Genomic DNA, 21,598 nt, shown 5'->3' with positions numbered 1-21,598 from the left:
CGATGTGGTCAGCCGCGGTGCGCGGCGGCGAGGACGAGACCGGCGAGGCGCTCGGCGGCGTCGGTGATGCCGAAGGCGCGGGAGGCCTCGGACATCGCGCGCAGGCGCGCGGGGTCGCTCAGCAGCGGCAGGATCGTGCCGGTCATGACCTGCTCGTCGAGGTCGGCGTCGGAGATCATGAGGGCGCCGCCGGCGCTCACGACCTCCTGGCCGTTCAGCGCCTGCTCCCCGTTGCCGACCGGCAGGGGCACGAACACCGCGGGCAGGCCGACGGCCGTGAGCTCGCTGACGGTGCCGGCCCCGGAGCGGGTGACGGCGAGGTCGGCGGCGGCGTAGGCGTCCTCCATGGCGCTCACGTACTCGACCAGCTGATAGCCGTCGCGATCCGCGAGGGCGGCCCCCACCTCGGTCTTGCCGCGGCCGGTGACATGGAGGATCTGGCCGCCGTGGGCGAGCACCGTCTCGGCGCTGTGCACGACGACCTCGTTGAGGTGCTGGGCGCCGAGGGACCCTCCGGTGACCAGCAGCACGGGGCGCTCCGGGTCGAGCCCGAAGGAGCGCACGGCGTCCGTGCGGCGGGCCGCGCGGTCGAGGGTCGCGACGCCCTCGCGCATGGGCATGCCGATGCGGCGAGCGCCGGGCAGCGGGGTGTTCTCGAAGGCCGTGAGCACGGCCGCCGCCCCGCGGGCACCGAGGCGGTTGGCGAGGCCGGGCCGACGGTTCGCCTCATGGATGAGGCGCGGGATGCGCGCCGAGGCGGAGGCGAGATAGGCGGGCGGGCACACATAGCCGCCGAAGCCGCAGACGGCGCCGACACCGCGGTCCTTCATGAGTGCGCGCACCTCGCGCAGGCTGCCGCCGAAGCGGGCCGGGAAGCGCAGCGCGGCACCGTTCGGACGGCGCGGGAAGGGCACCTTCTCGACGGTGACGAGCTCGAGGCCCGCGGCGGGGACAAGGTCTGCCTCCAGGCCGTCGGCCGTGCCGAGGGCGAGCACCTCGGCCTCGGGGTCCAGCTCGCGGATCTTCGCGGCGGTGGCGAGCAGCGGCGAGACGTGGCCTGCGGTGCCGCCTCCGGCCAGCAGGACGGTCGGTGCGTTCATCAGCGGGCGTATCCCTCGGTGTCGGGGCGTGCAGTGGGTTCGGCCGATCGGGACGACGAGCGGGCACGGCTGCGTCGCGCGGTGCCCGAGCTCCGAGCTCCGGCGCCGCGAGACCCGGTGGTGCGGGTCCCGGAGCTGCGGCTACCGGCGCCGCGGGAGCGGGAGGAGGGGGCCGCGGTGCGGGCCCGCCCGCCGGAGGCGGCGGCGCGCGTGGTGGATGCCTTCGCCGTTCCCGCCGTCGTCTTCGTCTTCCGCGCGGACGACGTGCCGCGCGCCGACTTCGCCCCGCGGCGGCCGCGGCGGCGACGGCGTGCGCCCTCTCCCCCACGGCCGGCGGGGATCACGGCGAGAGCGCTGCGCACGGTGCTCATGCGGGCGGCGAGGGCCTCCTGGGCGCCGGGCTCGTGGCGGGCGAAGGACAGAAGCATGCCCAGGGCCAGCATAGAGGCGACCAGGGCGGAGCCGCCGGAGGAGATGAAGGGCAGCGGCACACCGAGCACGGGCAGCATGCCGGTGACGACCATCATGTTCACGAAGGCCTGGCCGAGCAGCCAGGCGCCCACGCCGCCGATGGTGATCTGGATGAAGGGGTCCCGGGCGCGGGTGATCATCCGGAAGAGGATGAGCGCGAACACGGAGAACAGCAGCAGCACACCCAGCGTGCCGATCAGGCCGAGCTCCTCGCCGATGATCGCGAAGATGTAGTCGTCCTGAGCGGCGGGCAGGCGCCCCCACTTCTGGCGCGACTGCCCCAGACCGACGCCCCACCATCCGCCCTCGGCGAGACCCATGAGGCCCTGGTCGGACTGCAGGCAGGAGTCACCCTCGCAGGTGCCGTGCAGCCAGTTGCCGATGCGGGCCATGCGGTTGGCGTTGGTGAGGGCGAAGAAGAGGATCGCGGCCACGCCCACGCCGCCGCCGAGCACGAACCAGCGCCGCGGCACGCCGCCGATCCAGAGGGAGCCGGCGACCAGCATCGCCATGATCATCATCGTGCCCAGGTCGTGGCCCAGCAGCACGAGGCCCAGGGCGACCACGATGACCGGCACCACGGGGATCACGAGATGCATCGTGCGGTGCAGCAGAGGCCGCTTGCGGGTGAGGATCGCCCCGAGCCAGACGGCGAGCGCGAGCTTGAGGAGCTCGGACGGCTGGAGGGTCTGGCCGGCGATGCGGATCCAGTTCGTGTTGCCACCGGCGGCGACCCCGATGCCCGGCACGTGCACGAGGCACTGCAAAGCGATGCCGAGCCCGAGCAGCACCCAGGCGAACCTCTCGTAGGTGCGCGGCGGCAGGAACGCGGCGACGAGCAGGCCGACGAGCCCGATCAGCGCGAACTTCCCCTGTGCGAGAAGGCCCGCGAACGGGGAGTCACCCTTGGCGATGCTCACCACGGAGCTGCTGGAGAGGACCATCACCAGGCCGGTGCCGATGAGCAGGGTGCCCACGCAGATCAGGCCGTAGAAGTCCAGGACCGGGGAGCGCCCCCAGTCGCCGAGGCCGTTGCGCACGCGACCGCCGACGTCGCCCAGGGGGCGGTCCTCGTCCGGACGCACCACAGCAGGGGCCCGACGGGGCGTCTGCTGGGGGCTCATGCGCGTCCTTCCGGTCCGTCCGGCTCCTGCGTGTCCTCGGCGTCCTGCTGCATCCCCGTGGTCGCGCGGGCGGCGGCGGCGAAGAGGTCGCCGCGCTCGGCGTAGTCCGCGAACTGGTCGATGGAGGCCGCAGCGGGTGCGAGGAGCACCGCGTCGCCCTCCCGGGCCAGTCCGGCCGCCGCGTCGACGGCCTCCCGCATCAGTCGGGAACGTCCTTCGGGGTCCTCAGTGTCACCCTCGGGCATGCGCACGCTGGGTATTGCGGGCGCGTGTCGCTCGAGCGCCTCGCGGAAGGGCGTGTCGTCGGCGCCGATGAGGACGACGCCGCGGAGGCGCCCGGACACCTCGGCGACCAGCGCGTCGACGTCGGCCCCCTTGGTGTCCCCGCCCGCGATCCAGACCACGTGCTCCATGCCGAGCAGCGAGGCGCGGGCCGCGTCGGGATTAGTGGCCTTGGAGTCGTCGACGTAGGCGATGCCGGCGCCGACCGCGACGATCTCGCTGCGGTGGCTGCCGGCGCGGAAGGCGCGCAGCCCCTCGCGCACGGCCGCCTGCGAGACGCCGTGGGCGCGGGCCAGGGCCGCGGCGGCGAGCGCGTTGAAGACGACGTGGGGCGGAGCGCCGTGAGGGCCCAGGTGGGCGAGGTCGGCCAGGGAGCCGAGCTCGGCCGCCTGCCGGCGGCGGTCCTCGACGAAGGCGCGGTCCACGAGCAGGTCGTCGACGACCCCGAGCTCGGAGGGGCCGGGGGCGCCGAGGGTCACGCCGACGGCGCGGGCGCCCTCGATGACGTCGGCGTCCTCGACGAGCCTCCGGGTGAGGTCGTCAGCCGTGTTGAAGACGCAGGCCACGCGGACACCCTCGAAGATCTTGCCCTTGGCGCGGGCGTAGGCCTCGAGGCCGCCGTGCCAGTCGAGGTGGTCCTCGGTGATGTTGAGGACGGCGGCTGCCTCGCAGTCCACGTGCTGGGTCCAGTGCAGCTGGAAGCTCGAGAGCTCGACGGCCAGGACGTCGAACCCCTCGGGGTCGAGGGCCGCCTCGATGACGGGCAGGCCGACGTTCCCGCAGGCGACGGCGCGCAGCCCGTCGGCGCGCAGGATCGTCTCGAGCATGGTCACGACGGTGGTCTTGCCGTTGGTGCCGGTGACGCCGAGCCAGGCGGGGCCGCCCGGCGCCTGCATGCGCCGGGCGAGCTCGATCTCGCTCCACACCGGGATGCCGGCGGCTGCGGCCTGCGCGAGCAGGGGCTGGTCGGGGCGCCATCCGGGGGACGTGACCACGAGGTCGACGTCCGCGTCCTCGGGGAGTGCGCGAGTGTGCTCGGCGCCCAGGCGCACCTGGACGTCGAAGACCTCGAGGATGCGGGCGCGCTCACGATTGCGCGGAGTGTCCGCCGCGTCCACCACGATCACGCGCGCACCGCGCTGCATGGTCTGGTCGGCGACCGCGTACCCGGAGACGCCGAAGCCGACGACGAGGATCCTGAGCCCGGCGACGTCGAGGCCCGGCCAGGGGCGCGCGTCGGCCGGGGTGCCGTCCGAGCTCACGAGGCGATCCCCGGCAGCGCGTCGAGGTAGAACAGGCCCAGTCCGGCGGCGCCCAGGACACCCGCGATGATCCAGAAGCGGACCACGATCGTGACCTCGTTCCACCCCTTGAGCTCGAAGTGGTGCTGGAGCGGCGCCATCCGGAACACGCGCTTGCGGGTGAGCTTGAAGCTCGTGACCTGGATGATCACCGAGAGCGAGATGATCACGAAGAGGCCGCCGATGATCGCGCCGAGCAGCTCGGTGCGCGAGACGATTGTGAGGCCGGCGAGGGCGCCGCCCAGGGCGAGGGAGCCGGTGTCGCCCATGAAGATCTTCGCGGGCGAGGTGTTGTACCAGAGGAAGCCGATACACGCGCCGCCGATCGCGGCCGCGATGATCGCCGTGTCCAGCGGGTCGCGCGCGCTGTAGCAGTGGGCGGAGTCGAGCAGGAGGTGCCCGCTCGTGCAGGTCTGGCGCCACTGCCAGAAGGAGATCACGAGGTAGACGCCCGCGAAGATGATGGTGGCGCCGGTGGCGAGTCCGTCGAGCCCGTCGGTGAGGTTCACGCCGTTGGACCAGGCCGCGACCAGGAAGTTCGCCCAGATCGCGAAGAGCACGAAGCCGATCGTGGTGCCGGCGAAGGCGAGGTCGAGCCAGGGCAGGTCCCGCACGAAGGAGAGGCGCGTGGACGCGGGCGCATGGCCCGAGTCGTTGCGGAACAGCAGCGCCATGACGGCGAAGGCCGTCGCGATGGCGAACTGGCCGATGAGCTTCTGGTAGGCCCGCAGGCCCAGGCTGCGCTGGCGGGTGATCTTGATGAAGTCGTCGAGGAAGCCGACGACCCCCAGGCCGGTCATCAGGAACAGCACGAGCAGGCCGGAGGCCGAGGGCGGCTGCTGGGTGATGAGGTGGGCGACGGCGTAGCCGATCAGCACCGAGAGGATGATCGCGACGCCGCCCATCGTGGGGGTGCCGCGCTTGGTGGAGTGCGAGGTCGGTCCGTCGTCGCGGATGAACTGCCCGTAATGGCGCTTGACGAGCACCCGGATGTAGAGCGGGGTGCCGATGAGCGCCAGGACGAGCGCGGCGCCGCCGGCGATGATGATCGCGATCATGCGCGTGCGCCTCCTGCGTCTCCTGGCTCGTGGTCGTCGGTCGTGGGTGCGGGCCCGGTCGCTGCCGGGGCCGGCGCCGTGTCCTGCGAGTCTGCCATGTCGGTGGCCGCCCGGGCGTGAGCGCCTGCGGATCCGTCGCTCGGCGCGGCGGCAGGGTCGCCCCCACCGCGCTCGCGTGCGTCGAGGGCCTCGCGCAGGGGCTCGGCGAGCGTGCGCAGCCCGGCGTCGCGCGAGGACTTCAGCAGGACGACGTCCCCGGGCTCCACGATCTCGACGAGGCGCTCGAGGGCGGCGTCGAGGTCGGGGACCTCCTCGGACTCGTCGCCGAAGCTGCCCTCGAGGCAGGCGCCCCGATGGATCAGCCGGGCCCCGGGGCCGACGGCGATCAGCTGGGAGATGTTGAGGCGGACGGCCAGACGGCCCACCTCGTCGTGCAGGCGCAGGGAATCCTCGCCGAGCTCGAGCATCTCGCCGAGCACGGCGATGGTGCGCCGGGTGCGGCCCAGGTGCGCGAGGGTCTTCAGCGCCTGGCGCATGGAATCGGGGTTCGCGTTGTAGGCGTCGTTGAGGATGAGCACGTCCCCGGCAGCGTGCACGGCCTCCATCCGCTGGCCGGAGCTGAGGTGGAGGCGCGGAAGGAGGCGCGCGACGTCCTCGAGGTCCATGCCGAGCACGAGGGCGGCGGTCGCGGCCGCGACCGCGTTGAGGGCCTGGTGCTCGCCGAGCAGGTCGAGGGTGATCTCGCGGGTGTCCGCGGGGATGGCGCTGCCGTCCAGGCGGGTGAGGCCCTCGGGCACGGCGAGGGTGAGACGGGCGCGGGCCTGGTCGTCCAGGCGCAGGTCCTGGATGCGCACGTCGCCGGAGGCCATGCCCCAGGTGGTGACGGGCGCCGAGGTGCGCGAGGCCATGCGTGCGACGCGGGCGTCGTCGGCATTGAGGACGGCCCGGCCGGTGGACGGGAGCGCCTCGACGATCTCGCCCTTGGCCTGGGCGATCGCCTCGACCGAGCCGAACTCGCCGAGGTGGGCGCTGCCGACGTTCAGCACGAGGGAGACGTCGGGCGGGGCGATCGCTGTGAGGTGCGCGATGTGCCCGATGCCGCGGGCGCCCATCTCCAGCACGAGGAAGCGGGTGTCCTCCGTGAGGGACAGCACCGTGAGCGGCAGGCCGAGCTCGTTGTTGGGGCTGCCGGCGGGTGCGACGGTCGGCCCGACCTCCCGCAGCAGCGCCCCCAGCAGGTCCTTGGTGCCGGTCTTGCCGGCGCTGCCGGTGAGAGCGACGACGCGCAGGTCCTCGCGGCGCGCGCGGGCGCTCGCGAGCTGGGCGCGGGCGAGGTCGGACAGGGCGGTCTCGACGTCGGCCACGCGCACGGCGGGGACGTCGACCGGGTCGGTGACCAGGGCGAGGGCCGCGCCGGCGTCGCGGGCGGGACCGACGAAGCGGTGGCCGTCGACGTTCTCGCCGTGGAAGGCGGCGAAGAGGTCGCCCTCGGCCACGGCGCGGGAGTCGATGCGCGCCGCGCCGGTGACCTGCTCGGTGCCCGTGGCGCCGCCGATCAGCTCACCGCCGGTGAGGTCGGCGATCTCCTGGGCTGTGATGGCGAGCATTCAGCGTCCTTCTCGGGGTCGGGTCGGGGCATCGTCCGGATCCTCGGGCGCGGCGTCGGACCCGGGGAGTCGTCGCCGCAGCTGCACGCGATCATCGAACGGAAGGACTGTATCGCCGATCGTCTGACCGGTCTCCGCGCCCTTGCCGGCCAGCAGGATGGTGTCGCCCACGTGGGCCAGCTCGCAGGCGAGGTCGATCGCGCGCTCGCGACCGGCGACGACGTGCACCTCGGCGGTGGTGTCCGTGGGGACGCCGGCGCGCACCTGCTCGCGGATGGAGGCGGGGTCCTCGCTGCGGGGGTTGTCGTCGGTGATGATCACGACATCGGCGAGGTCGGCGGCGACGGCGCCCATGTGGGGCCGCTTGCCGGCGTCGCGATCACCGCCCGCGCCGATCACGGCGAGGATTCGACGGGTGCCCGGCACCGCGCGCAGGGTGGCGAGGGTCTTGGCGAGGGCGTCCTCGGTGTGGGAGAAGTCGACGACGCCGCGCACGGGCTCGTCGGCGACGAGCTCCATCCGCCCGGGCACACGGCCGGAGCGCGAGATCGCCTCGCGCACCTCGGGGCCGCTGCGGCCGACGGCCTCGAGCAGGAGCAGCACGGCCACGGTGTTGGCGACGTACGGCATGCCGGGGATCTGCGAGCGCAGGTCGTGGGTCGAGCCGTCGGCCTCGCGCACGCGCAGGGAGCTGCCGAAGGCACGCGGCTCGACCTGCTCGACCACGACGTCCGCGGAGCGGCCCGGGTCGGTGGTGAAGGTCGTGACCGGGATGAGGGACTCGCGGGCGAGCCGCATGCCCCAGTCGTCGTCCACGCAGACCACGCCGACGCGCGCATGCGCGGGCGCGAACAGGGAGGCCTTGGCGTGGAAGTAGTCCTCCATCGTGGGATGGAAGTCCAGGTGGTCCTGGGAGAGGTTGGTGAAGGCGACCGCGTCGAAGGCGATCTCGTCGGCACGGTGGAGGACCATCGCGTGGCTCGAGACCTCCATGACGCACACCTGCACGCCGCTCTGGAGCATGCGCGCGAGGATGCCCTGGAGGTCCGGGGACTCCGGGGTCGTGCGCACGGTGGTGACCTCGGCGTCCTCTCCCCCGCCGTCGCGGTACTCGGTGCCGTTGGTGCCGATCACGCCGGCCGGGATCCCCAGGGAGAGCAGGGTGCGGTGCAGCATCGTCGCCACGGACGTCTTGCCGTTCGTCCCGGTGACGCCGATCATCGTGAGCCGCTGGGAGGGGTCGCCGTAGACGGCGGCCGCCGCGCGCGCGGTCGCGGCGCGGGGATCGTCCAGGACCAGGGCGACCAGGCCCGCGCGCACGCACTCCTGGGCGCCGGCGGGATCGGTGAGGGCCGCGAGCGCGCCCGAGCCCGCGGCCTGGGAGGCGAAGCGGGCGCCATGGGTGCGGGCCCCGGGCAGGGCGCAGTACAGATCGCCGGGCTCGACGCTGCGGGAGTCCAGGGTCGCGCCGGTCAGCTCGATCGCGTCGTCCCCGGGACCGACCACCTCCGCGCCGAGCAGTCGGGCGAGCTCGCCCGTCGTGATCCGCGGGGCCGCGGGGGCGTCTGCGCCGTCCTCGGCGCGCCGGGGCCGGGGCGGGACCGCGCGGGGATGACCGCTCACCACTCGTCCTCCAGGGTCTTGCCCTTCTTCCCGGTGGGCGCGATGCCCTGGGTCTGGAGGGTGTACTGCATGAGCTCGGAGAACGCGGGGGCGGCCGCCGTGTTGCCCGAGATGAAGGTCTTCAGCCCGTACACGAACACGCCGATGGCGATCTCCGGGTCGTCGATGGGCGCCATCCCGATGAAGGACGCGGTGTAGCCGGCGCCGCTCTCGGCCGTGCCCGTCTTGCCGCCGACCGCGTAGTTCGGGACGGCCGCATTGGACGCGGTGTCGTCGTCGATGTCGTTGTCCATGAGGTTGCGGATGGTCCGGGCGGTCTCGCTCGAGCACGCGCGCACGCCCTTGGCGGTGGTGGCCGCCGTGAGCGAGCCCTTCTCGTCGCGGGTGCCCGCCACGATCGTGGGCTGCATGCGCACGCCGTCGTTGCCGAAGGCGCCGATGGCGGCGGTCATCTGGATGGGGGTCACGGAGTACCCCTGGCCGAAGGCGATCGTGAAGCGCAGGCGGCCGGCCCAGTCGGCGACGGGGTGCAGGATGCCCGAGGACTCCCCGGGCAGGCCGATGCCGGTCTTCTCGCCGATCCCGAAGGCCTTGAGCGTCGCGTAGCGCTGCTTGTCGGAGACGGTCTTGGAGATCTGCACGGTGCCCACGTTCGAGCTGTTCTTCAGCACGCCCGCGAGGGTGAGGTGCTGGGTCTCGTGCGGGTGGGAGTCCTTGATGCGGTTGCCGTCGAAGTCCATCGTGTAGGGCACGGTGTACCGGGAGGACGGCGTGACCTTCTTGTGCTCGAGAGCGCAGGCGACGGTGAGCAGCTTGCCCGTCGAGCCCGGCTCGAACACGTTGGACAGCGACTGGTTGCCCAGGTACTCCGGGTCGGTCTTGCCGGGCTTGTTGGGGTCGAACGTCGGGTAGTCGGCGAGGGCGAGCAGCTCGCCGGTGCGGACGTTGTAGATGACCGCGCTGCCGGCGTCGGCCCCGAACTTCTTCACGGTCTCGGCGAGGACCTGCTGGGACTTCCACTGCAGGTTCTCGTCGATCGTGAGGACGAGGTCGTCGCCGTCGACGGCCTCCTCGGTGGTCTGCTTGCCGGTGGGGATGACCTGGCCGCCGGCGCCGCGCTCGTAGCGCACCTTGCCGTTCCTGCCGCGCAGGTTCTTGTCGTACTTGTACTCGGCGCCGGCGAGCGCCGCGCCGTCGCCGCCCATGAAGCCGATGACGTTGGCGGCGATCTCCCCGGCCGGGTAGATGCGCTCGGAGACGCGGTCGGAGCCGATCCCGGGGATCTCCTGCGAGATGACGGCTTCGCGCACGTCGGGCTCGACGTTCTTGCGCAGGTAGAGGAAGCCGCGCTTGCCCGTGAGGGTCTCCTCGAGATCGTCGACGTCCTCGTCCAGCAGCGGGGAGAGCACCTTGGCGGCGGCCTTCACGCCCGTGCCCAGGTCCTTGTCCTTGGGCTTGAAGTCGCCGACCTGCAGCTGGTTGACCCAGAGGTCGTAGCGCTCGACGCTGCGCGCGAGCACGGCGCCGTTGCGATCGACGATCTCGCCGCGCAGGGCGGTGATGGTGCGATCGGTGGTGCGCTGGTCGACGGCCTCCGCGGCGCGAGCGCTCGCGTCCAGACCCTGCACCCACACCAGCCGACCCCCGAGCGTGACGGCGCCCGCGCCCATGAGGGTGAGCATGAGACGGCGGCGCATCATCGGCTCGCCCACGCGCGGCGCCGGGATCACCGGATGCGCGGGGCGGGTCTGCCGACGTCGGGGCGACGCCGAGCCGCGCGCCGATCCGGACGACGCGCGCGAGGACGAGGAGCCCGAACGTCCTCGGTCACGGGAGTTCGAGGCCATCGATCAGTCCCCCTCGTTGCCCATTCCGTGGTACGTCTCCGCGTCCTCGTAGATCGAGGCCGCGGGGATCGAGGACGATTCTGCCCCTGAGGCGCCCTGGACCGTCTGCGCCTCGCCGACGACCTTGCCACTTCCCAGATCGATGTAGCCCGGGTCCCCGGCCTGGACCATGCCCAGATCCTTGGCGCGCTTGCCGAGCTCCTGGGGAGTGCTCAGCTCGTCCTCCTGCTCCTGCAGCCCCTGGGACTGCTCGGTGAGCTTCTGGGAGGTGGATTGGAGACGAGTGATCTCGTAGCTCGTGTCGGACATCTGGATGTTCAGGAACAGCACCGCGGCGAGGGTGACCACGGCGATCAGGGTGCACAGGATCGCGAACGGGAGCGGGCTGCGTCGCGTCGACGGCGCGGCGACCACCGCGAGGCGGGGCCTGGCGGAGGTGCGAGCGGCGGGTCGCGAGGCGCGGCGGGGTGCGACGCGGGGTGCAGTGCTGATGGCCATGATGCGTTCCGATTCGTCGGTCGTTCGTCAGTGTGCGGGTCGGAGGCGCTCGGCGGCGCGCAGGCGCACCGAGGCGGAGCGGGCATTGGACTCGCGCTCGGCCTCGTCGGCCTGGAGCGCGCCGCGGGTGAGCGCGGCGAAGGTGGGCTTGTGCTCCTCGAGCTCGAAGGGCAGGTCCGGCGGCGCCGAGGAGCGTGTGCGACGGGTCAGGGCCGACTTCACGAGCCGGTCCTCGCCCGAGTGGTAGGACTCGACGACCACGCGGCCGCCGACGCCGACGGAGTCCAGCGCCCCGTCGATCGCACGGGCGAGGATCGCGAGCTCGTCGTTCACGGCGATCCGCAGGGCCTGGAAGGAGCGCTTGGCGGGGTGGCCGCCGTGGGCGCGGGAGGCCGCGGGGATCGCACGGTCCAGGAGGTCGACGAGCTCTCCGCTGCGCTCCAGCGGGTGCTCGGCGCGCTCGGCGACGATGCGGCGCGCGATGCGCGGGGCGAAGCGCTCGTCGCCGTACTCCCGCAGGATGCGGGCGAGCTCCTTCTCGTCGAGATCGCGCAGCAGGTCGGCCGCGGTGGGGCCTCCCGAGGCGGGGTCCATGCGCATGTCCAGGGGCGCATCGGCCGCATAGGAGAAGCCGCGCTCGGAGGTGTCGATCTGGAAGCTCGAGAGCCCCAGGTCCATCATCACGGCCGACGCGGTCAGCCCACGCTCGGCGAGGACCTCGGGGATCGCGTCGTACGTGGCGTGCACGAGGTCGATGCGGTCGGCGAACCCCTCCTGCGCGAGGCGCTCGCGGGCGAGCTCGAGGGCGGCGGTGTCACGGTCGATGCCGATCAGGCGGGAGTGCGGGCAGGCGGCGAGCACGGCGCTCGCGTGGCCGCCCATCCCGAGCGTCGCGTCCACGTAGACGGAGCCCGGCTCGACGAGGGCCGGGGCGAGGAGATCGACGCACACCTGGAGCATGACGGGAGCGTGGCGGTCCTGGGCTCGGACCGGATGCTGGTTCTCGTCCATGCCACCGCCTCTCCTGCGTGATGCGTGCTTCTCGATCGTCGTGGTGCGGCATCGCGTGCTGCTCGTGGTGCCGTCCGGCGGGATTCCTCGTCGCTCCCGACCCGCCACCGGGGAAGTTGCGTCGGGGCGGGAGCGACGAGAGGTCTCGCGGGACGGAGTCCCTCAGAACAGGCCCGGGACCACCGACTCGGCGGTCTGGGCGAAGCCCTCCTCCTTCTGCTCGAGGTAGGTCTCCCACGCGGGGAGCGACCAGACCTCGAGACGGTCCAGAGCGCCGATCACGGCGCATTCCCGGTCCAGGCCCGCATAGGTGCGCAGCTGGCCGGGGATCGTGATGCGGCCCTGCTTGTCCGGGATGACGTCCTCCGCCCCGGAGAGCAGCACACGCAGGTAGTCGCGCGTGCGCTGATCCGTGGTCGGAGCCCGCCTGGCCTCCTCGAGCTTCTGGCGGAACTCGGCCAGGGGGTACACCGCGATGCAGTGCTCCTGTCCCCGAGTCATCACCAGGCCCGAGGCGAGCTCGTCCCGGAACTTCGCGGGAAAGATCAGGCGGCCCTTGTCGTCGAGCTTGGGCGTGAAGGTTCCGAGGAACATCCGCGCCCCCTTTCTCGACGAGGGATCACCATCTCCCTCCTGCACGCCCCACTTTACCCCACAACTCACCACATCCCGCTACCCATTCACCGAATCCACCGGAGATCCGCAGTATCAGAGCAGGTCAGAAGGGTGGAGCGGGGTGGAGTGGAATCGTGCGGCCGAGCCGCTCCGGGGCGTGTCTGTGCCTGGCGAGGCCATCGGACCCTGGGAGTGCGTTCAGCAAGCGCGCAGGTCACTGCCCCGCTGCGGCCTGCGGTCGGAGGCCGGGGCGCCCTCGGGACCGTGGGTGGGGCGAAGTGGAGGGGCCCCGGGGAGCGGAGTGGAGGAGCCCGCGGGGAGCGCAGTGGAGGCGCGCGGCGAAGGGGGCGGTCACGCGCAGCGACGGGACGCGATCACGCGCGGCGGAGGGGCGCGGTCGCACGTGGCGGAGGGCGGTGGCGGAGCGCCGAGGAGGAGCCCGCGGGGCGAGCACGGACGCTCACCGAGGGGCCCGTGCCCCAGTGCCCAGTGCGCAGGGCCCGGACAGACGACGACCCCGGGCCGAGGGCTCGGGGTCGCGGGTTGGTGAAGCGGTGGTGCGGCGTGGAGGAGAGCGGAGCGCTCAGCCCCGGGGGTCGTCCCCCGAGCGCTTCTCCCAGCGCTCCTCCATGCGGCGCATGAAATCGCTGCCGCCGTTCTCGGGCTGCCGGGGCTGCTCGCCCCCGTCGCCCTGATCGGCAGCCGGGCCTCCCGGGCGGCTGCGCGGCGAGGTCACGGCGTAGACGGCTCCGGCGAGCATCAGCAGGAACGCCAGCACGCCCAACCAGATGAAGTTCAGGGAGACCCCGAGGACGAGGACGCCGAGTCCGACGACGACTCCGGCGAGGCCGAGGACGATGCGCCGGCGGTCGCGACGGTCCTGGGCGCCGGAACGGAAGGCGCGGGCGAGCCGGGGATCGTCGGCGAAGAGCTGACGCTCCATCTCATCGAGCATCTTCTGCTCGTGCTCCGAAAGCGGCATCGTTCCGGCTCCTTGTCCCGTGCCGTGTTCCCTGCGGCTGAACGCGATCGACGTGGGCGGCTCGAGCCCCATCGTCGATCCCCTAAGGATACTGCCGCCCGCTGGGGAATGGGAACTCGTCGACCCAACGCCTGACACTCTCCCTCTCACGTCCCGGACGCGTCGTCCCGGGCTCCGCCCTGCTGCGCTCCGTCCGACGGGGTTCCGTCCGGCGCACGAAGGGTCGATCCGCGGGAGAGGCTTCCCGAGCCGAAGCGGTCGCGGGCGCGGTCCATCGCGCTCTCCAGGCCCTGCCAGCCGGTTCCGCGGCCGGAGAGCTCGGCCGCGGCGGGCTGGGCGCTGGTCTCCTGCAGGCGCTCCGCCCGCACCCCCGCCAGACGCACCGCCGGCATCCGCGGCACCTCCCTCTCCCAGAGGGCGACCACGTGCTCGCGAAGCCGCTCCCCGCTCGCCGTCGGCTGGTCCATCGTGGCCGAGCGCGTGATGGTGGTGCCGTCCGGTGAACGGAGCTTGACGGAGACGGCGCGCGCGGCGAGATGGCTGCGGCGCAGGCTGTGGGAGACCTCGTCGGCCATGAGGGTGAGGCGGCGACGCACCTCGGCGGGGTCCACGAGGTCCTCCTCGTAGGTGCGTTCGGTGCCGACGCTGCGATCGCGCACCCGTGTGCCCAGCCCCGTGCGGTCCTCCCCCGCCGCGAGCCGCGCGACCATGGGCGCCTGGGGGCCGACGGCCCGACGCAGCGCCCCCGCGGGGATGTCGCGCAGCTGGCCGACGGTGCGCACCCCGAGCCGTTCGAGGGCCTGCTGCGCCTTGGGACCGACGCCCGAGATGACGCCCACGGGCAACGGCGAGAGGAAGGCGGCGGTCTGCTCGGACGGGACGATCAGCATGCCGTCGGGCTTGGCCCGGGCGGACGCGATCTTCGCTACCGCCCGGGACACGGACCCTCCGACGCTGCTGGGCAGGTCGAGCTCCTCGCGGATGCGGGTGCGCAGGCGCTGGGCGATCTGCTCGGGCGACCCGAACAGGCGGCGGGCGCCGGAGATGTCGAGGAAGGCCTCGTCGACGCTGATCTGCTCGATCGCGGGTGTCACCTCCCGGAGAAGGTCCATGACCTGCGCGGAGACCTCGCGGTATCGGTCGATGCGCGGCGGGACGATGACCAGGTCCCGTGCGAGGCGTCGGGCGGTGACCATCGGCATGGCGGAGCGGATGCCGCGCTCTCGCGCCGGATAGCTCGCCGCGGCGACGACACCGCGCGATCCCGCTCCCCCGACGACGACGGGCAGACCCCGCAGGGCGGGGTCGTCGCGGATCTCGATGGAGGCGAAGAAGGCATCCATGTCCAGGTGCAGGATCGTGCAGTCCTCCGTGCCCGACATCCGCGCTCCCTCCGCTGCTCCTCCCCCGGGCCGCACGCGCGGGCCGGAGCGCACCATGCTAGTCGGGTCCCGGAGGAGCCGTCGGACCGGGCTCCCCGATCGACGCGAGCGGGCGCGGGCACCGTGGCCGCCGACGGCGCGGACCGCACCGGCCGTGCCGGATCGCCGACCTCACCCGGCGAGGGCGACCGCTTCCGTGGGAGCGAGGGAGGCCAGGAGCTCCTCGCGGACCTGGGCGATGCGTGCGCGGGTCCCCTCGCGGTGCAGCGCCAGCAGGACGGGATCCGGGGTCGCGCGCTGGTCGCGGTCCAGGCGGTCGCGCTCGACCACGAAGCGCGAGGCGTCCTCCGCCCAGCGCCGGCGCTCCCCGCCCATGCGGTCCAGCGCTGTCCACACGTTCAGCGGCAGCTTGCGCCGCCGGGCACGGTTGGCCCGGGTGACGAGGACGCCCGCGGTGCGCAGGGCCGCACGATGCACGAGCTCGTAGGAGGCGCGCGGGTCGGTCCCGGCGAGCTCCTGGGCGCGGGCGAGCATCGCCTCGGCCCTCTCGAGGGCGGCGAGATCCTGATCCAGATGGACGAGCTCCGCTGTGTGCGTGGTCATGGTGGGAACGCTAGGCGGATGCACCGACATCCGACGCGGCAGGGTCGGCGCTGTGGACGGAGGGCGTCTGGGGAGGGCCGACGGGCGGCTCGCGCAGTCCGCTCCGGATCTGCGCGCACGGAGGCCGATGCGCGGGGCTCCCGGCTCTAGAGTGTCCGGGTGACCCCACCACCCCGCGGCCGTCGCCGCAGCTCCTCCGAGGCGCCGTTCCCCGGTCTCGGGCCCGTCGGCGAGGCCGTTCCCATCTCGACGGGCAGCGCCGAGCTCGTCGTCGAATCCGACGGATCGGTGCTGCTCCTGGTCAACGGTGTGCCCTCCTCGCACCTGGATCCCGATCCGGACCATCTGGTGTTCGAGTACATGCGGTGGATGCGCACGGCGATGCGCTGCTGGATCCTGGAGAGGCGCGCCGGGGACGGGGCGGACGGCGCCGGCTCCTCGCGGCGCGGGCCCGAACTCGCCGTCGCCCATCTGGGAGGCGCCGGGTGCGCGCTGCCGCGCACGCTCGCCCACGACTGGCCGCGCGCCCGTCAGATCGTCGTGGAGCTCGACGCGCTCCTCGCCGAGCACGTGCGGACCTGGTTCTCCCTCCCCCGCTCCCCGCAGCTGAGGATCCGCGTCGACGACGCCGCCCATGCGCTCGAGGAGTGGCGCGAGGACCGCTTCGACGTGCTCACCCGCGACGTCTTCGCGGGAGATCGCACGCCGTCCTCGCTCACCTCGGTCGAGGCCGCCCGCCACGCTCGCCGCGTGCTCGCCGACGACGGCCTCTACCTGGCCAACTGCGCCTCCCGCCCGGGATCGCGTCTGCTCGCCGACGAGCTGACCACGCTCTCGAGCGTGTTCGCGCACGTCGGTGCGATCGCCGAGCCGGCCCACCTCAAGGGCAGACGGCGCGGGAACTGCGTGCTGCTCGCCTCCGACGCGCCGCTGCCGGCCTCGCTCGACCGGGCGCTGCGCTCGGACCCGGTGGCGGTGCGGCTGGCCGCCGGGGAGGACGCGGCGCGGATCGCCGCCCCCGGAACGGTGCTCGAGGGCGCTGCGCAGGGCTGATGCGCGACGGGCCGCCCCGGGGGGGGGAGGACCGGATCTCAGAGCGGGCGGACCTGCTCGGCCTGCGGCCCCTTCTCGCCGGGCACCACGTCGACCTCGACCCTCTGGCCCTCCGCGAGGGTGCGGTAGCCGTCCATGTCGATGCGGCTGTGGTGCACGAAGACGTCGGCCCCGGGCCCGTCGACCTCGATGAAGCCGTAGCCCTTCTCGCCGTTGAACCACTTCACGGTGCCCTGCACGGTGCTCTCTGCCATGGAAAGCGTCACTCCCTGTGTCCTGCGATGATGCGCTGCTGCGTGCGCCGAGGGCGCGCGATGACCGATGGACGGCGGGTCGCCGGTGCGGCGGAGGTCCGTCCTCAGGAGACCTCGGGGCCGGAGCCTGGCCCCCGCCCCGATCCCCCGCCGGGGCCGTCGTCCTCCTCGCCGGCGAGGAAGCGCTCGAAGCGATCCGCCAGCTCCTCGCCGGTGGGCAGGTCCATCGTGGTGCTGAAGACGCCGTCGCTCTCGGTGGACTGCGCGTCGTACTGCTCCTCGAGGGCCGCGACCATGCTGAGGACCTCCTCGTTGTCGGTGAGGGTGCTCTCGAGCGCCGCGCCCGCGGCCTCCGTGAGATCTCCGAGGTCCACGAGCGGGATGTCCAGGCCCGCGCCCTCGCTGACCCGACGCAGCAGCGCGAGCGCGCCCGCCGGGAAGTCGGTGCGCGTGAGGTAGTGCGGGATCTGCGCGGCATAGCCGATGGCTGGGTGTCCGGCCTTGCCGAGCTCGTGCTCGAGCAGCGCGCCGAACGAGGCCGGCACCACGATCTCCCCGCCCTGCTCGGGCTCGTGCGCGGGGATCAGGTCGGGATCGTTGGCATGGGTGATCATGGCGATCGGCCGCGTGTGCGGCATGGCCATCGGGATCGCGCTCATGCCCACGACCTTCTCGACGTCGAAGAACTCGATGAGGTCGATCACGGCCTGGCTGAGGCGGCGCCACTGCAGGTCCGGCTCGGGGCCGTCGAGGTAGAGGAACGGGCGGTCGCCCTCGTCGTACATGAGGTACAGGGACATCTCGGGAACGGTCACCTCGGTGTAGACCGCGCCGTCGAACACCGCCTGCGGGCGGGAGCCCCGGTAGTCCACGAGCTCGTCGACGTCGAACGTCACGATCCGCACGTGGCGCAGGGAATCCTTGAGGTAGGTCGAGGCGATCCGGCAGGAGTTGCCGGCGTCCACGAGGCCCGGGAGGGCGTGCACGAGGGTCAGGCGTCCGCGGGGAACCGCCGCGATCACATCTGCGGACTCGTAGGCGTAGAGGTCACGGGGGTCACGCATCGATGCACCTCGCTCCTCGCAGTCGCCGTCGAGCAGGGCTTTTCCCCGCGTTCGACGCGTTCCACCATAATGGATCGCCATGTCATCGCGCGCACAGGATCAGGGCGGCACCCCCTCGTGCGCGCGGCCACCGGAAGGACGCCCCGTGGAGCCAGCAGAACCCCGGCCGGATGCCCCAGCGAGCGAGGAGGCGCACGTCGCCCGTGAGATCGCCCTCGAGCAGGACTACGCGAACCGCTTGTACGCGCGCGTGGACGAGCTCATGGCGCAGATCCAGACCAGCCTGGACGAGGTCCAGGGGTCGCAGGACGCGGCGACCCATCAGAACCGCTCCGAGCGGGACGCGTTCATGGCGCTGTACGAGGACCGGCTCGCGCTGCTGCGCACGGTGAGCTCGAGCGTCGTGTTCGGCCGGCTCGACACGGACGAGGGCGAGCGCCACTACATCGGCCGCATCGGCCTGTTCACCCCGGAGCGCGAGCAGCTCCTCGTGGACTGGCGCGCTCCGGCCGCGGCCGCCTACTACCAGGCGACCAGCCTCGAGCGGCTGGACGTGCGCCTGCGCCGCCACCTCATCTCCCAGGGGCGCACCGTCGTGGGGCTCGAGGACGACGTGCTCGACCAGTCCATGCTCGCGCAGGGCGCGGAGGGCGCGGAGGGCGCGGAGGGCGAGGAGGTCGTGCTGCAGGGCGAGGGCGCACTCCTGGCCGCAGTCTCCTCGCAGCGCACCGGGCGCATGGGCGACATCGTCGCCACCATCCAGGCGGAGCAGGACCGCATCATCCGCTCCTCGAACCGTGGGGTGCTGGTCGTCCAGGGCGGGCCCGGCACGGGCAAGACCGCCGTCGCCCTGCACCGCGCCGCCTACCTGCTCTACACACATCGCCGCCGCCTCGAGCACTCGGGCGTGCTGATCGTCGCCCCCACGCGCGGCTTCCTGCGCTACATCGAGCGCGTGCTGCCGAGCCTCGGAGAGTCCGGCGTGGTGATGTCGACCCCGGGCGGGCTCTTCCCGGGCGTGGAGACGACGCTGCACGATGCGCCCGAGGTCGCGCGCCTCAAGGGCGCCCCCGCGATGGCCGAGCTCCTCTCGCGCGCGGTGAAGCAGCGTCAGCTGGTGCCGGACAGGGACCTCGAGCTGGCCATCGACGGCACGCCCCTCAGGATCACCCGGAAGATCCTGGGGGACGCCCGGCGCGAGGCGCGCTCGACCCACAAGCCCCACAACGCCGCGCGCGCCGTGTTCGTGCGCGCCGCCCTGGACCGGCTGGTCCAGCAGTACGAGGCGGAGCTCTCCCGCCGCGGGACCACCGTGATCCCCGAGGACCGCGCGGGGTATCTCGACGACCTGCGCCGCGATCCCGAGGTGCGCCGCGCGCTGAACCTGGCGTGGCTGCCGTACACCCCGGAGTCGTTCCTGCGGGTCCTGCTCGCGCATCCCGAGCGGCTGCGCGCGGCCGCGCCGCGCTCCCTCGCCGGCGCGGATCTCGACGTCCTCGTGCGCGCCAAGGACGCCCCGTGGACGATCGAGGACGTGCCCCTGCTCGACGAGGTCGCGGAGCTGCTGGGCGAGGACGACCAGGCCCAGCAGGCGGATGCCGAGCGCTCCCGACGACGCCGCGAGGCAGATCTCAGCTATGCGCGCGAGGTCATCGAGAACATCGACACCTCGGGGATCGTGCGCGACGAGGATCTCGCAGACCGCATGGACCGCACGTCCGACGGCCGCACGCTCGCCGAACGGGCCGCGGAGGACCGCAGCTGGACCTACGGGCACGTGGTCGTGGACGAGGCGCAGGAGCTATCGGCGATGATGTGGCGCACGCTCATGCGCCGGTGCCCCTCGAAGTCGTTCACCATCGTCGGCGACGTCGCGCAGACCTCGTCGTCGGCAGGGACCTCCTCGTGGGAGCGAGCGCTCGCCCCGTACGTCGAGGACCGTCTCGAGGTCGAGCCGCTGAGCGTCAACTACCGCACGCCGCGTCGCATCATGGACGTGGCGCAGGCCGTGGCCGAGTCCCGCGACCTCCCGATCACCGAGGTCACCTCGGTGCGCGAGGGCGACTGGCCCGTGCTCCTGCACTCCGGGGACGAGGCGGGGCTGCCGGAGGCGGTGGCCGACGCCGTCGCCGCGCAGCAGTCCGAGGCGATCGGGCGCCTCGTCGTCCTCACCCCCGGACGGCTGCTCGAGGACGTGGTGCGCGCGCTACGGGCACGGGACGCCCTGGGCCGCATCGGCACCGGGAGCCGCGGCATCGACGACCCGATCGCGGTGATGACCCCGCAGGACGCCAAGGGGCTCGAGTTCGACGGGGTGGTCCTCGTGGAGCCCGCGGAGATCCTCGCCGATTCCGAGGGAGGCGCCGGAGACCTCTATGTCGCGATGACCCGTGCGACCCAGCGACTGGACGTGGTGCACGCGCGGGAGCTCCCCGCGGGCCTCACCGGCACCGAGGCCGAGTCCTCACCCCGGACATGAGAAGACCGGCGGCCGTGGCTTCCCCTCCACGACCGCCGGTCGGCGGCGCGCCCGCTGGGCGCGCCCTGAACATCTTAAGGGCATGACGCCCGTGCTTCGGACCGTTTCCCACCGATCGACACGGATCCGCCACGAATCCAGCGGCTAGCGTGCCTCGGATCCGAGGCCGACGGCCGCTGCGCGGCTCAGGACGGGGCGCCGCCGCTGCCCGCGGAGGCGTCCTGACGCAGCTCGGAGATCGCGGACTCGAAGTCGTCGAGGGAGTCGAAGTCCTGGTAGACGCTCGCGAAGCGGAGGTACGCGACCACGTCGAGCTCGCGCAGGGGCTGGAGGATCGCGAGGCCCACGGCGTGGGCGTCGACCTCAGCCTGGCCGCTCTGGCGGATGGTCTCCTCGACCCGCTGGGCGAGAACGGCCAGCTGGTCGTCGCTCACCGGGCGGCCCTGGCAGGCCTTGCGCACTCCGGAGATCACCTTGGAGCGGCTGAACGCCTCGCTGACTCCCGAGCGCTTGAGGACCGCGAGCGATGCCGTCTCGATCGTGGAGAAGCGGCGAGAGCAGTTCGGGCACTGGCGACGACGCCGGATCGAGGCGCCGTCGTCGGCAGTGCGCGAGTCGACGACGCGCGAATCGGGGTGGCGGCAGAACGGGCAGTGCACGTCCTCCAGCCTACCGGGCGCACCGGAGGGCCGAGGGAGGGCCCGCGGCGCTCCCGCCGCAGCGCCCCGGCGGATCAGGCGGCGTCTACGCTTTCCTCGGGGAGCTCGAGCGACTGCCCCTCGGTGATGCGGGGGCTCGAGAGGCCGTTCAGCGAACGCATCTCGCGCACGAAGTCCTGGGAGTCCTCACCGGCGGGGGCGTACTGCTCGGCGTAGTCGCTGAGCGTGTCGCCCGCCTGCACGGTCACGGTGACCGGCTCCTGCGGATCGCCCGCGAAGGCGGAGGGGACACCGAGGACCAGGACGCCCAGCAGGGCGACGAGGATGCCCGCGAGGAAAGCGATGCCGGCCAGCAGGATGCGGCCGCGACGGGTGAGCTGCAGTCGAACACCCTTGCGAGCAGAGCCCTGCCCGGCGTGGGCCGAAGAGGTGGGGAGGGGAAGCATGGTGGCCATTGTCCGAACTCCTGTTCGATCGAATACGTGTACGACTGTAGGCCCGCCGTGCGCGACACGCAAGGCCTTCCTCGAACACATGTTTGGAATCAGGTCGCCCGACGCCTAGGCTGAGCGACGAGTCCCACTG

General features: G+C 72.8%; 19 protein-coding genes. 2 read left to right on the top strand and 17 right to left on the bottom strand.

From position 1 onward, the window contains the following. Positions 1–8: 8 nt before the first annotated feature. The 13 genes from murG to ACFQ53_RS11945 all read right to left on the bottom strand — a co-directional run bounded on the left by murG (position 9) and on the right by ACFQ53_RS11945 (position 15,504). The gene (gene murG, locus ACFQ53_RS12005; protein WP_377859932.1) at positions 9–1,100 is read right to left on the bottom strand and encodes an undecaprenyldiphospho-muramoylpentapeptide beta-N-acetylglucosaminyltransferase; all 1,092 of its coding nucleotides are present in this window, start codon (positions 1,098–1,100) and stop codon (positions 9–11) included. Continuing rightward, on the bottom strand, positions 1,100–2,695 hold the full coding sequence (ftsW, locus tag ACFQ53_RS12000; protein ID WP_377859931.1) for a putative lipid II flippase FtsW: 1,596 nt from the start codon (positions 2,693–2,695) through the stop codon (positions 1,100–1,102). Before ftsW ends, murG begins: the two co-directional genes overlap by 1 nt. Further along, complete coding sequence (murD, locus tag ACFQ53_RS11995) at positions 2,692–4,239, bottom strand: UDP-N-acetylmuramoyl-L-alanine--D-glutamate ligase (RefSeq protein ID WP_377859929.1); 1,548 nt, start codon at positions 4,237–4,239, stop codon at positions 2,692–2,694. The genes ftsW and murD overlap by 4 nt, the downstream gene beginning before the upstream one ends. Further along, positions 4,236–5,336, bottom strand: a complete 1,101-nt coding sequence (gene mraY, locus ACFQ53_RS11990; protein ID WP_200501122.1) for a phospho-N-acetylmuramoyl-pentapeptide-transferase — start codon at positions 5,334–5,336, stop codon at positions 4,236–4,238. Before mraY ends, murD begins: the two co-directional genes overlap by 4 nt. Then, positions 5,333–6,943, bottom strand: a complete 1,611-nt coding sequence (gene murF, locus ACFQ53_RS11985; protein WP_377859927.1) for a UDP-N-acetylmuramoyl-tripeptide--D-alanyl-D-alanine ligase — start codon at positions 6,941–6,943, stop codon at positions 5,333–5,335. The genes mraY and murF overlap by 4 nt, the downstream gene beginning before the upstream one ends. Beyond that, on the bottom strand, positions 6,944–8,566 hold the full coding sequence (locus ACFQ53_RS11980; protein WP_377859925.1) for a UDP-N-acetylmuramoyl-L-alanyl-D-glutamate--2,6-diaminopimelate ligase: 1,623 nt from the start codon (positions 8,564–8,566) through the stop codon (positions 6,944–6,946). Then, positions 8,563–10,248, bottom strand: coding sequence for a peptidoglycan D,D-transpeptidase FtsI family protein (locus ACFQ53_RS11975; RefSeq protein ID WP_377859923.1), 1,686 nt, complete (start codon positions 10,246–10,248; stop codon positions 8,563–8,565). The genes ACFQ53_RS11980 and ACFQ53_RS11975 overlap by 4 nt, the downstream gene beginning before the upstream one ends. Positions 10,249–10,416: 168 nt before the next feature. Further along, positions 10,417–10,911 (bottom strand): hypothetical protein, encoded by a 495-nt coding sequence (locus ACFQ53_RS11970; RefSeq protein WP_377859921.1) that lies wholly within the window; start codon positions 10,909–10,911, stop codon positions 10,417–10,419. A 27-nt stretch (positions 10,912–10,938) separates the two neighbouring features. After that, the gene (rsmH, locus tag ACFQ53_RS11965; protein ID WP_377859919.1) at positions 10,939–11,922 is read right to left on the bottom strand and encodes a 16S rRNA (cytosine(1402)-N(4))-methyltransferase RsmH; all 984 of its coding nucleotides are present in this window, start codon (positions 11,920–11,922) and stop codon (positions 10,939–10,941) included. Positions 11,923–12,084: 162 nt separating this feature from the next. Next, a complete protein-coding gene (gene mraZ / locus ACFQ53_RS11960; protein WP_109275379.1) occupies positions 12,085–12,516 on the bottom strand; it encodes a division/cell wall cluster transcriptional repressor MraZ in 432 nt (143 codons plus the stop codon). Positions 12,517–13,120: 604 nt separating this feature from the next. Beyond that, complete coding sequence (locus ACFQ53_RS11955; RefSeq protein WP_239203381.1) at positions 13,121–13,519, bottom strand: DUF3040 domain-containing protein; 399 nt, start codon at positions 13,517–13,519, stop codon at positions 13,121–13,123. Positions 13,520–13,665: 146 nt separating this feature from the next. Then, a complete protein-coding gene (gene dinB, locus ACFQ53_RS11950; RefSeq protein ID WP_377859916.1) occupies positions 13,666–14,901 on the bottom strand; it encodes a DNA polymerase IV in 1,236 nt (411 codons plus the stop codon). Between the two features lie 171 nt (positions 14,902–15,072). Next, positions 15,073–15,504 (bottom strand): SAV_6107 family HEPN domain-containing protein, encoded by a 432-nt coding sequence (locus ACFQ53_RS11945; protein ID WP_249480689.1) that lies wholly within the window; start codon positions 15,502–15,504, stop codon positions 15,073–15,075. Positions 15,505–15,663: 159 nt separating this feature from the next. Here ACFQ53_RS11945 and ACFQ53_RS11940 point away from each other — a divergent pair, with 159 nt between their 5' ends. After that, entirely contained in the window at positions 15,664–16,557 is an 894-nt protein-coding gene (locus ACFQ53_RS11940) for a spermidine synthase (RefSeq protein ID WP_377859913.1), read from the top strand. Between the two features lie 38 nt (positions 16,558–16,595). Here ACFQ53_RS11940 and ACFQ53_RS11935 read toward each other — a convergent pair whose 3' ends face one another. Together ACFQ53_RS11935 and ACFQ53_RS11930 are read right to left on the bottom strand one after the other, a co-directional pair. Beyond that, on the bottom strand, positions 16,596–16,811 hold the full coding sequence (locus tag ACFQ53_RS11935) for a cold-shock protein (RefSeq protein WP_200501133.1): 216 nt from the start codon (positions 16,809–16,811) through the stop codon (positions 16,596–16,598). Positions 16,812–16,915: 104 nt separating this feature from the next. Next, on the bottom strand, positions 16,916–17,875 hold the full coding sequence (locus tag ACFQ53_RS11930) for a PAC2 family protein (protein WP_249480691.1): 960 nt from the start codon (positions 17,873–17,875) through the stop codon (positions 16,916–16,918). A gap of 145 nt (positions 17,876–18,020) precedes the next feature. Here ACFQ53_RS11930 and ACFQ53_RS11925 point away from each other — a divergent pair, with 145 nt between their 5' ends. Then, positions 18,021–20,354: a HelD family protein gene (locus tag ACFQ53_RS11925; RefSeq protein ID WP_377859910.1), complete on the top strand. Its 2,334-nt coding sequence runs from the start codon at positions 18,021–18,023 to the stop codon at positions 20,352–20,354. Between the two features lie 185 nt (positions 20,355–20,539). Here the strand turns inward: ACFQ53_RS11925 and nrdR are convergent, their stop codons facing one another. After that, positions 20,540–21,013 carry a transcriptional regulator NrdR gene (gene nrdR / locus ACFQ53_RS11920; RefSeq protein ID WP_377859908.1) on the bottom strand — a complete coding sequence of 158 codons (474 nt, stop codon included), beginning with the start codon at positions 21,011–21,013 and terminating at the stop codon, positions 20,540–20,542. Between the two features lie 74 nt (positions 21,014–21,087). Next, positions 21,088–21,459: a LysM peptidoglycan-binding domain-containing protein gene (locus ACFQ53_RS11915; protein WP_377859906.1), complete on the bottom strand. Its 372-nt coding sequence runs from the start codon at positions 21,457–21,459 to the stop codon at positions 21,088–21,090. Between the last annotated feature and the right edge of the window lie 139 nt (positions 21,460–21,598).

The organism is Brachybacterium sp. NPDC056505 (genome assembly GCF_042794925.1).
Taxonomy (GTDB): domain Bacteria; phylum Actinomycetota; class Actinomycetes; order Actinomycetales; family Dermabacteraceae; genus Brachybacterium; species Brachybacterium kimchii.
This window is presented reverse-complemented; position numbering and strand designations above follow the sequence as displayed.

Bases quoted from the DNA above. Each gene is read 5' to 3' on its own strand.
- rsmH (WP_377859919.1), bottom strand. From the start codon at position 11,922: ATGGACGAGAACCAGCATCCGGTCCGAGCCCAGGACCGCCACGCTCCC.
- ACFQ53_RS11935 (WP_200501133.1), bottom strand. From the start codon at position 16,811: ATGGCAGAGAGCACCGTGCAGGGCACCGTGAAGTGGTTCAACGGCGAG.
- mraY (WP_200501122.1), bottom strand. From the start codon at position 5,336: ATGATCGCGATCATCATCGCCGGCGGCGCCGCGCTCGTCCTGGCGCTC.
- mraZ (WP_109275379.1), bottom strand. From the start codon at position 12,516: ATGTTCCTCGGAACCTTCACGCCCAAGCTCGACGACAAGGGCCGCCTG.
- ACFQ53_RS11955 (WP_239203381.1), bottom strand. From the start codon at position 13,519: ATGCCGCTTTCGGAGCACGAGCAGAAGATGCTCGATGAGATGGAGCGT.
- murF (WP_377859927.1), bottom strand. From the start codon at position 6,943: ATGCTCGCCATCACAGCCCAGGAGATCGCCGACCTCACCGGCGGTGAG.
- ACFQ53_RS11930 (WP_249480691.1), bottom strand. From the start codon at position 17,875: ATGCGTGACCCCCGTGACCTCTACGCCTACGAGTCCGCAGATGTGATC.
- ACFQ53_RS11970 (WP_377859921.1), bottom strand. From the start codon at position 10,911: ATGGCCATCAGCACTGCACCCCGCGTCGCACCCCGCCGCGCCTCGCGA.
- ACFQ53_RS11915 (WP_377859906.1), bottom strand. From the start codon at position 21,459: ATGCTTCCCCTCCCCACCTCTTCGGCCCACGCCGGGCAGGGCTCTGCT.
- ACFQ53_RS11975 (WP_377859923.1), bottom strand. From the start codon at position 10,248: ATGCTCACCCTCATGGGCGCGGGCGCCGTCACGCTCGGGGGTCGGCTG.
- dinB (WP_377859916.1), bottom strand. From the start codon at position 14,901: ATGTCGGGCACGGAGGACTGCACGATCCTGCACCTGGACATGGATGCC.
- ACFQ53_RS11945 (WP_249480689.1), bottom strand. From the start codon at position 15,504: ATGACCACGCACACAGCGGAGCTCGTCCATCTGGATCAGGATCTCGCC.
- murG (WP_377859932.1), bottom strand. From the start codon at position 1,100: ATGAACGCACCGACCGTCCTGCTGGCCGGAGGCGGCACCGCAGGCCAC.
- ftsW (WP_377859931.1), bottom strand. From the start codon at position 2,695: ATGAGCCCCCAGCAGACGCCCCGTCGGGCCCCTGCTGTGGTGCGTCCG.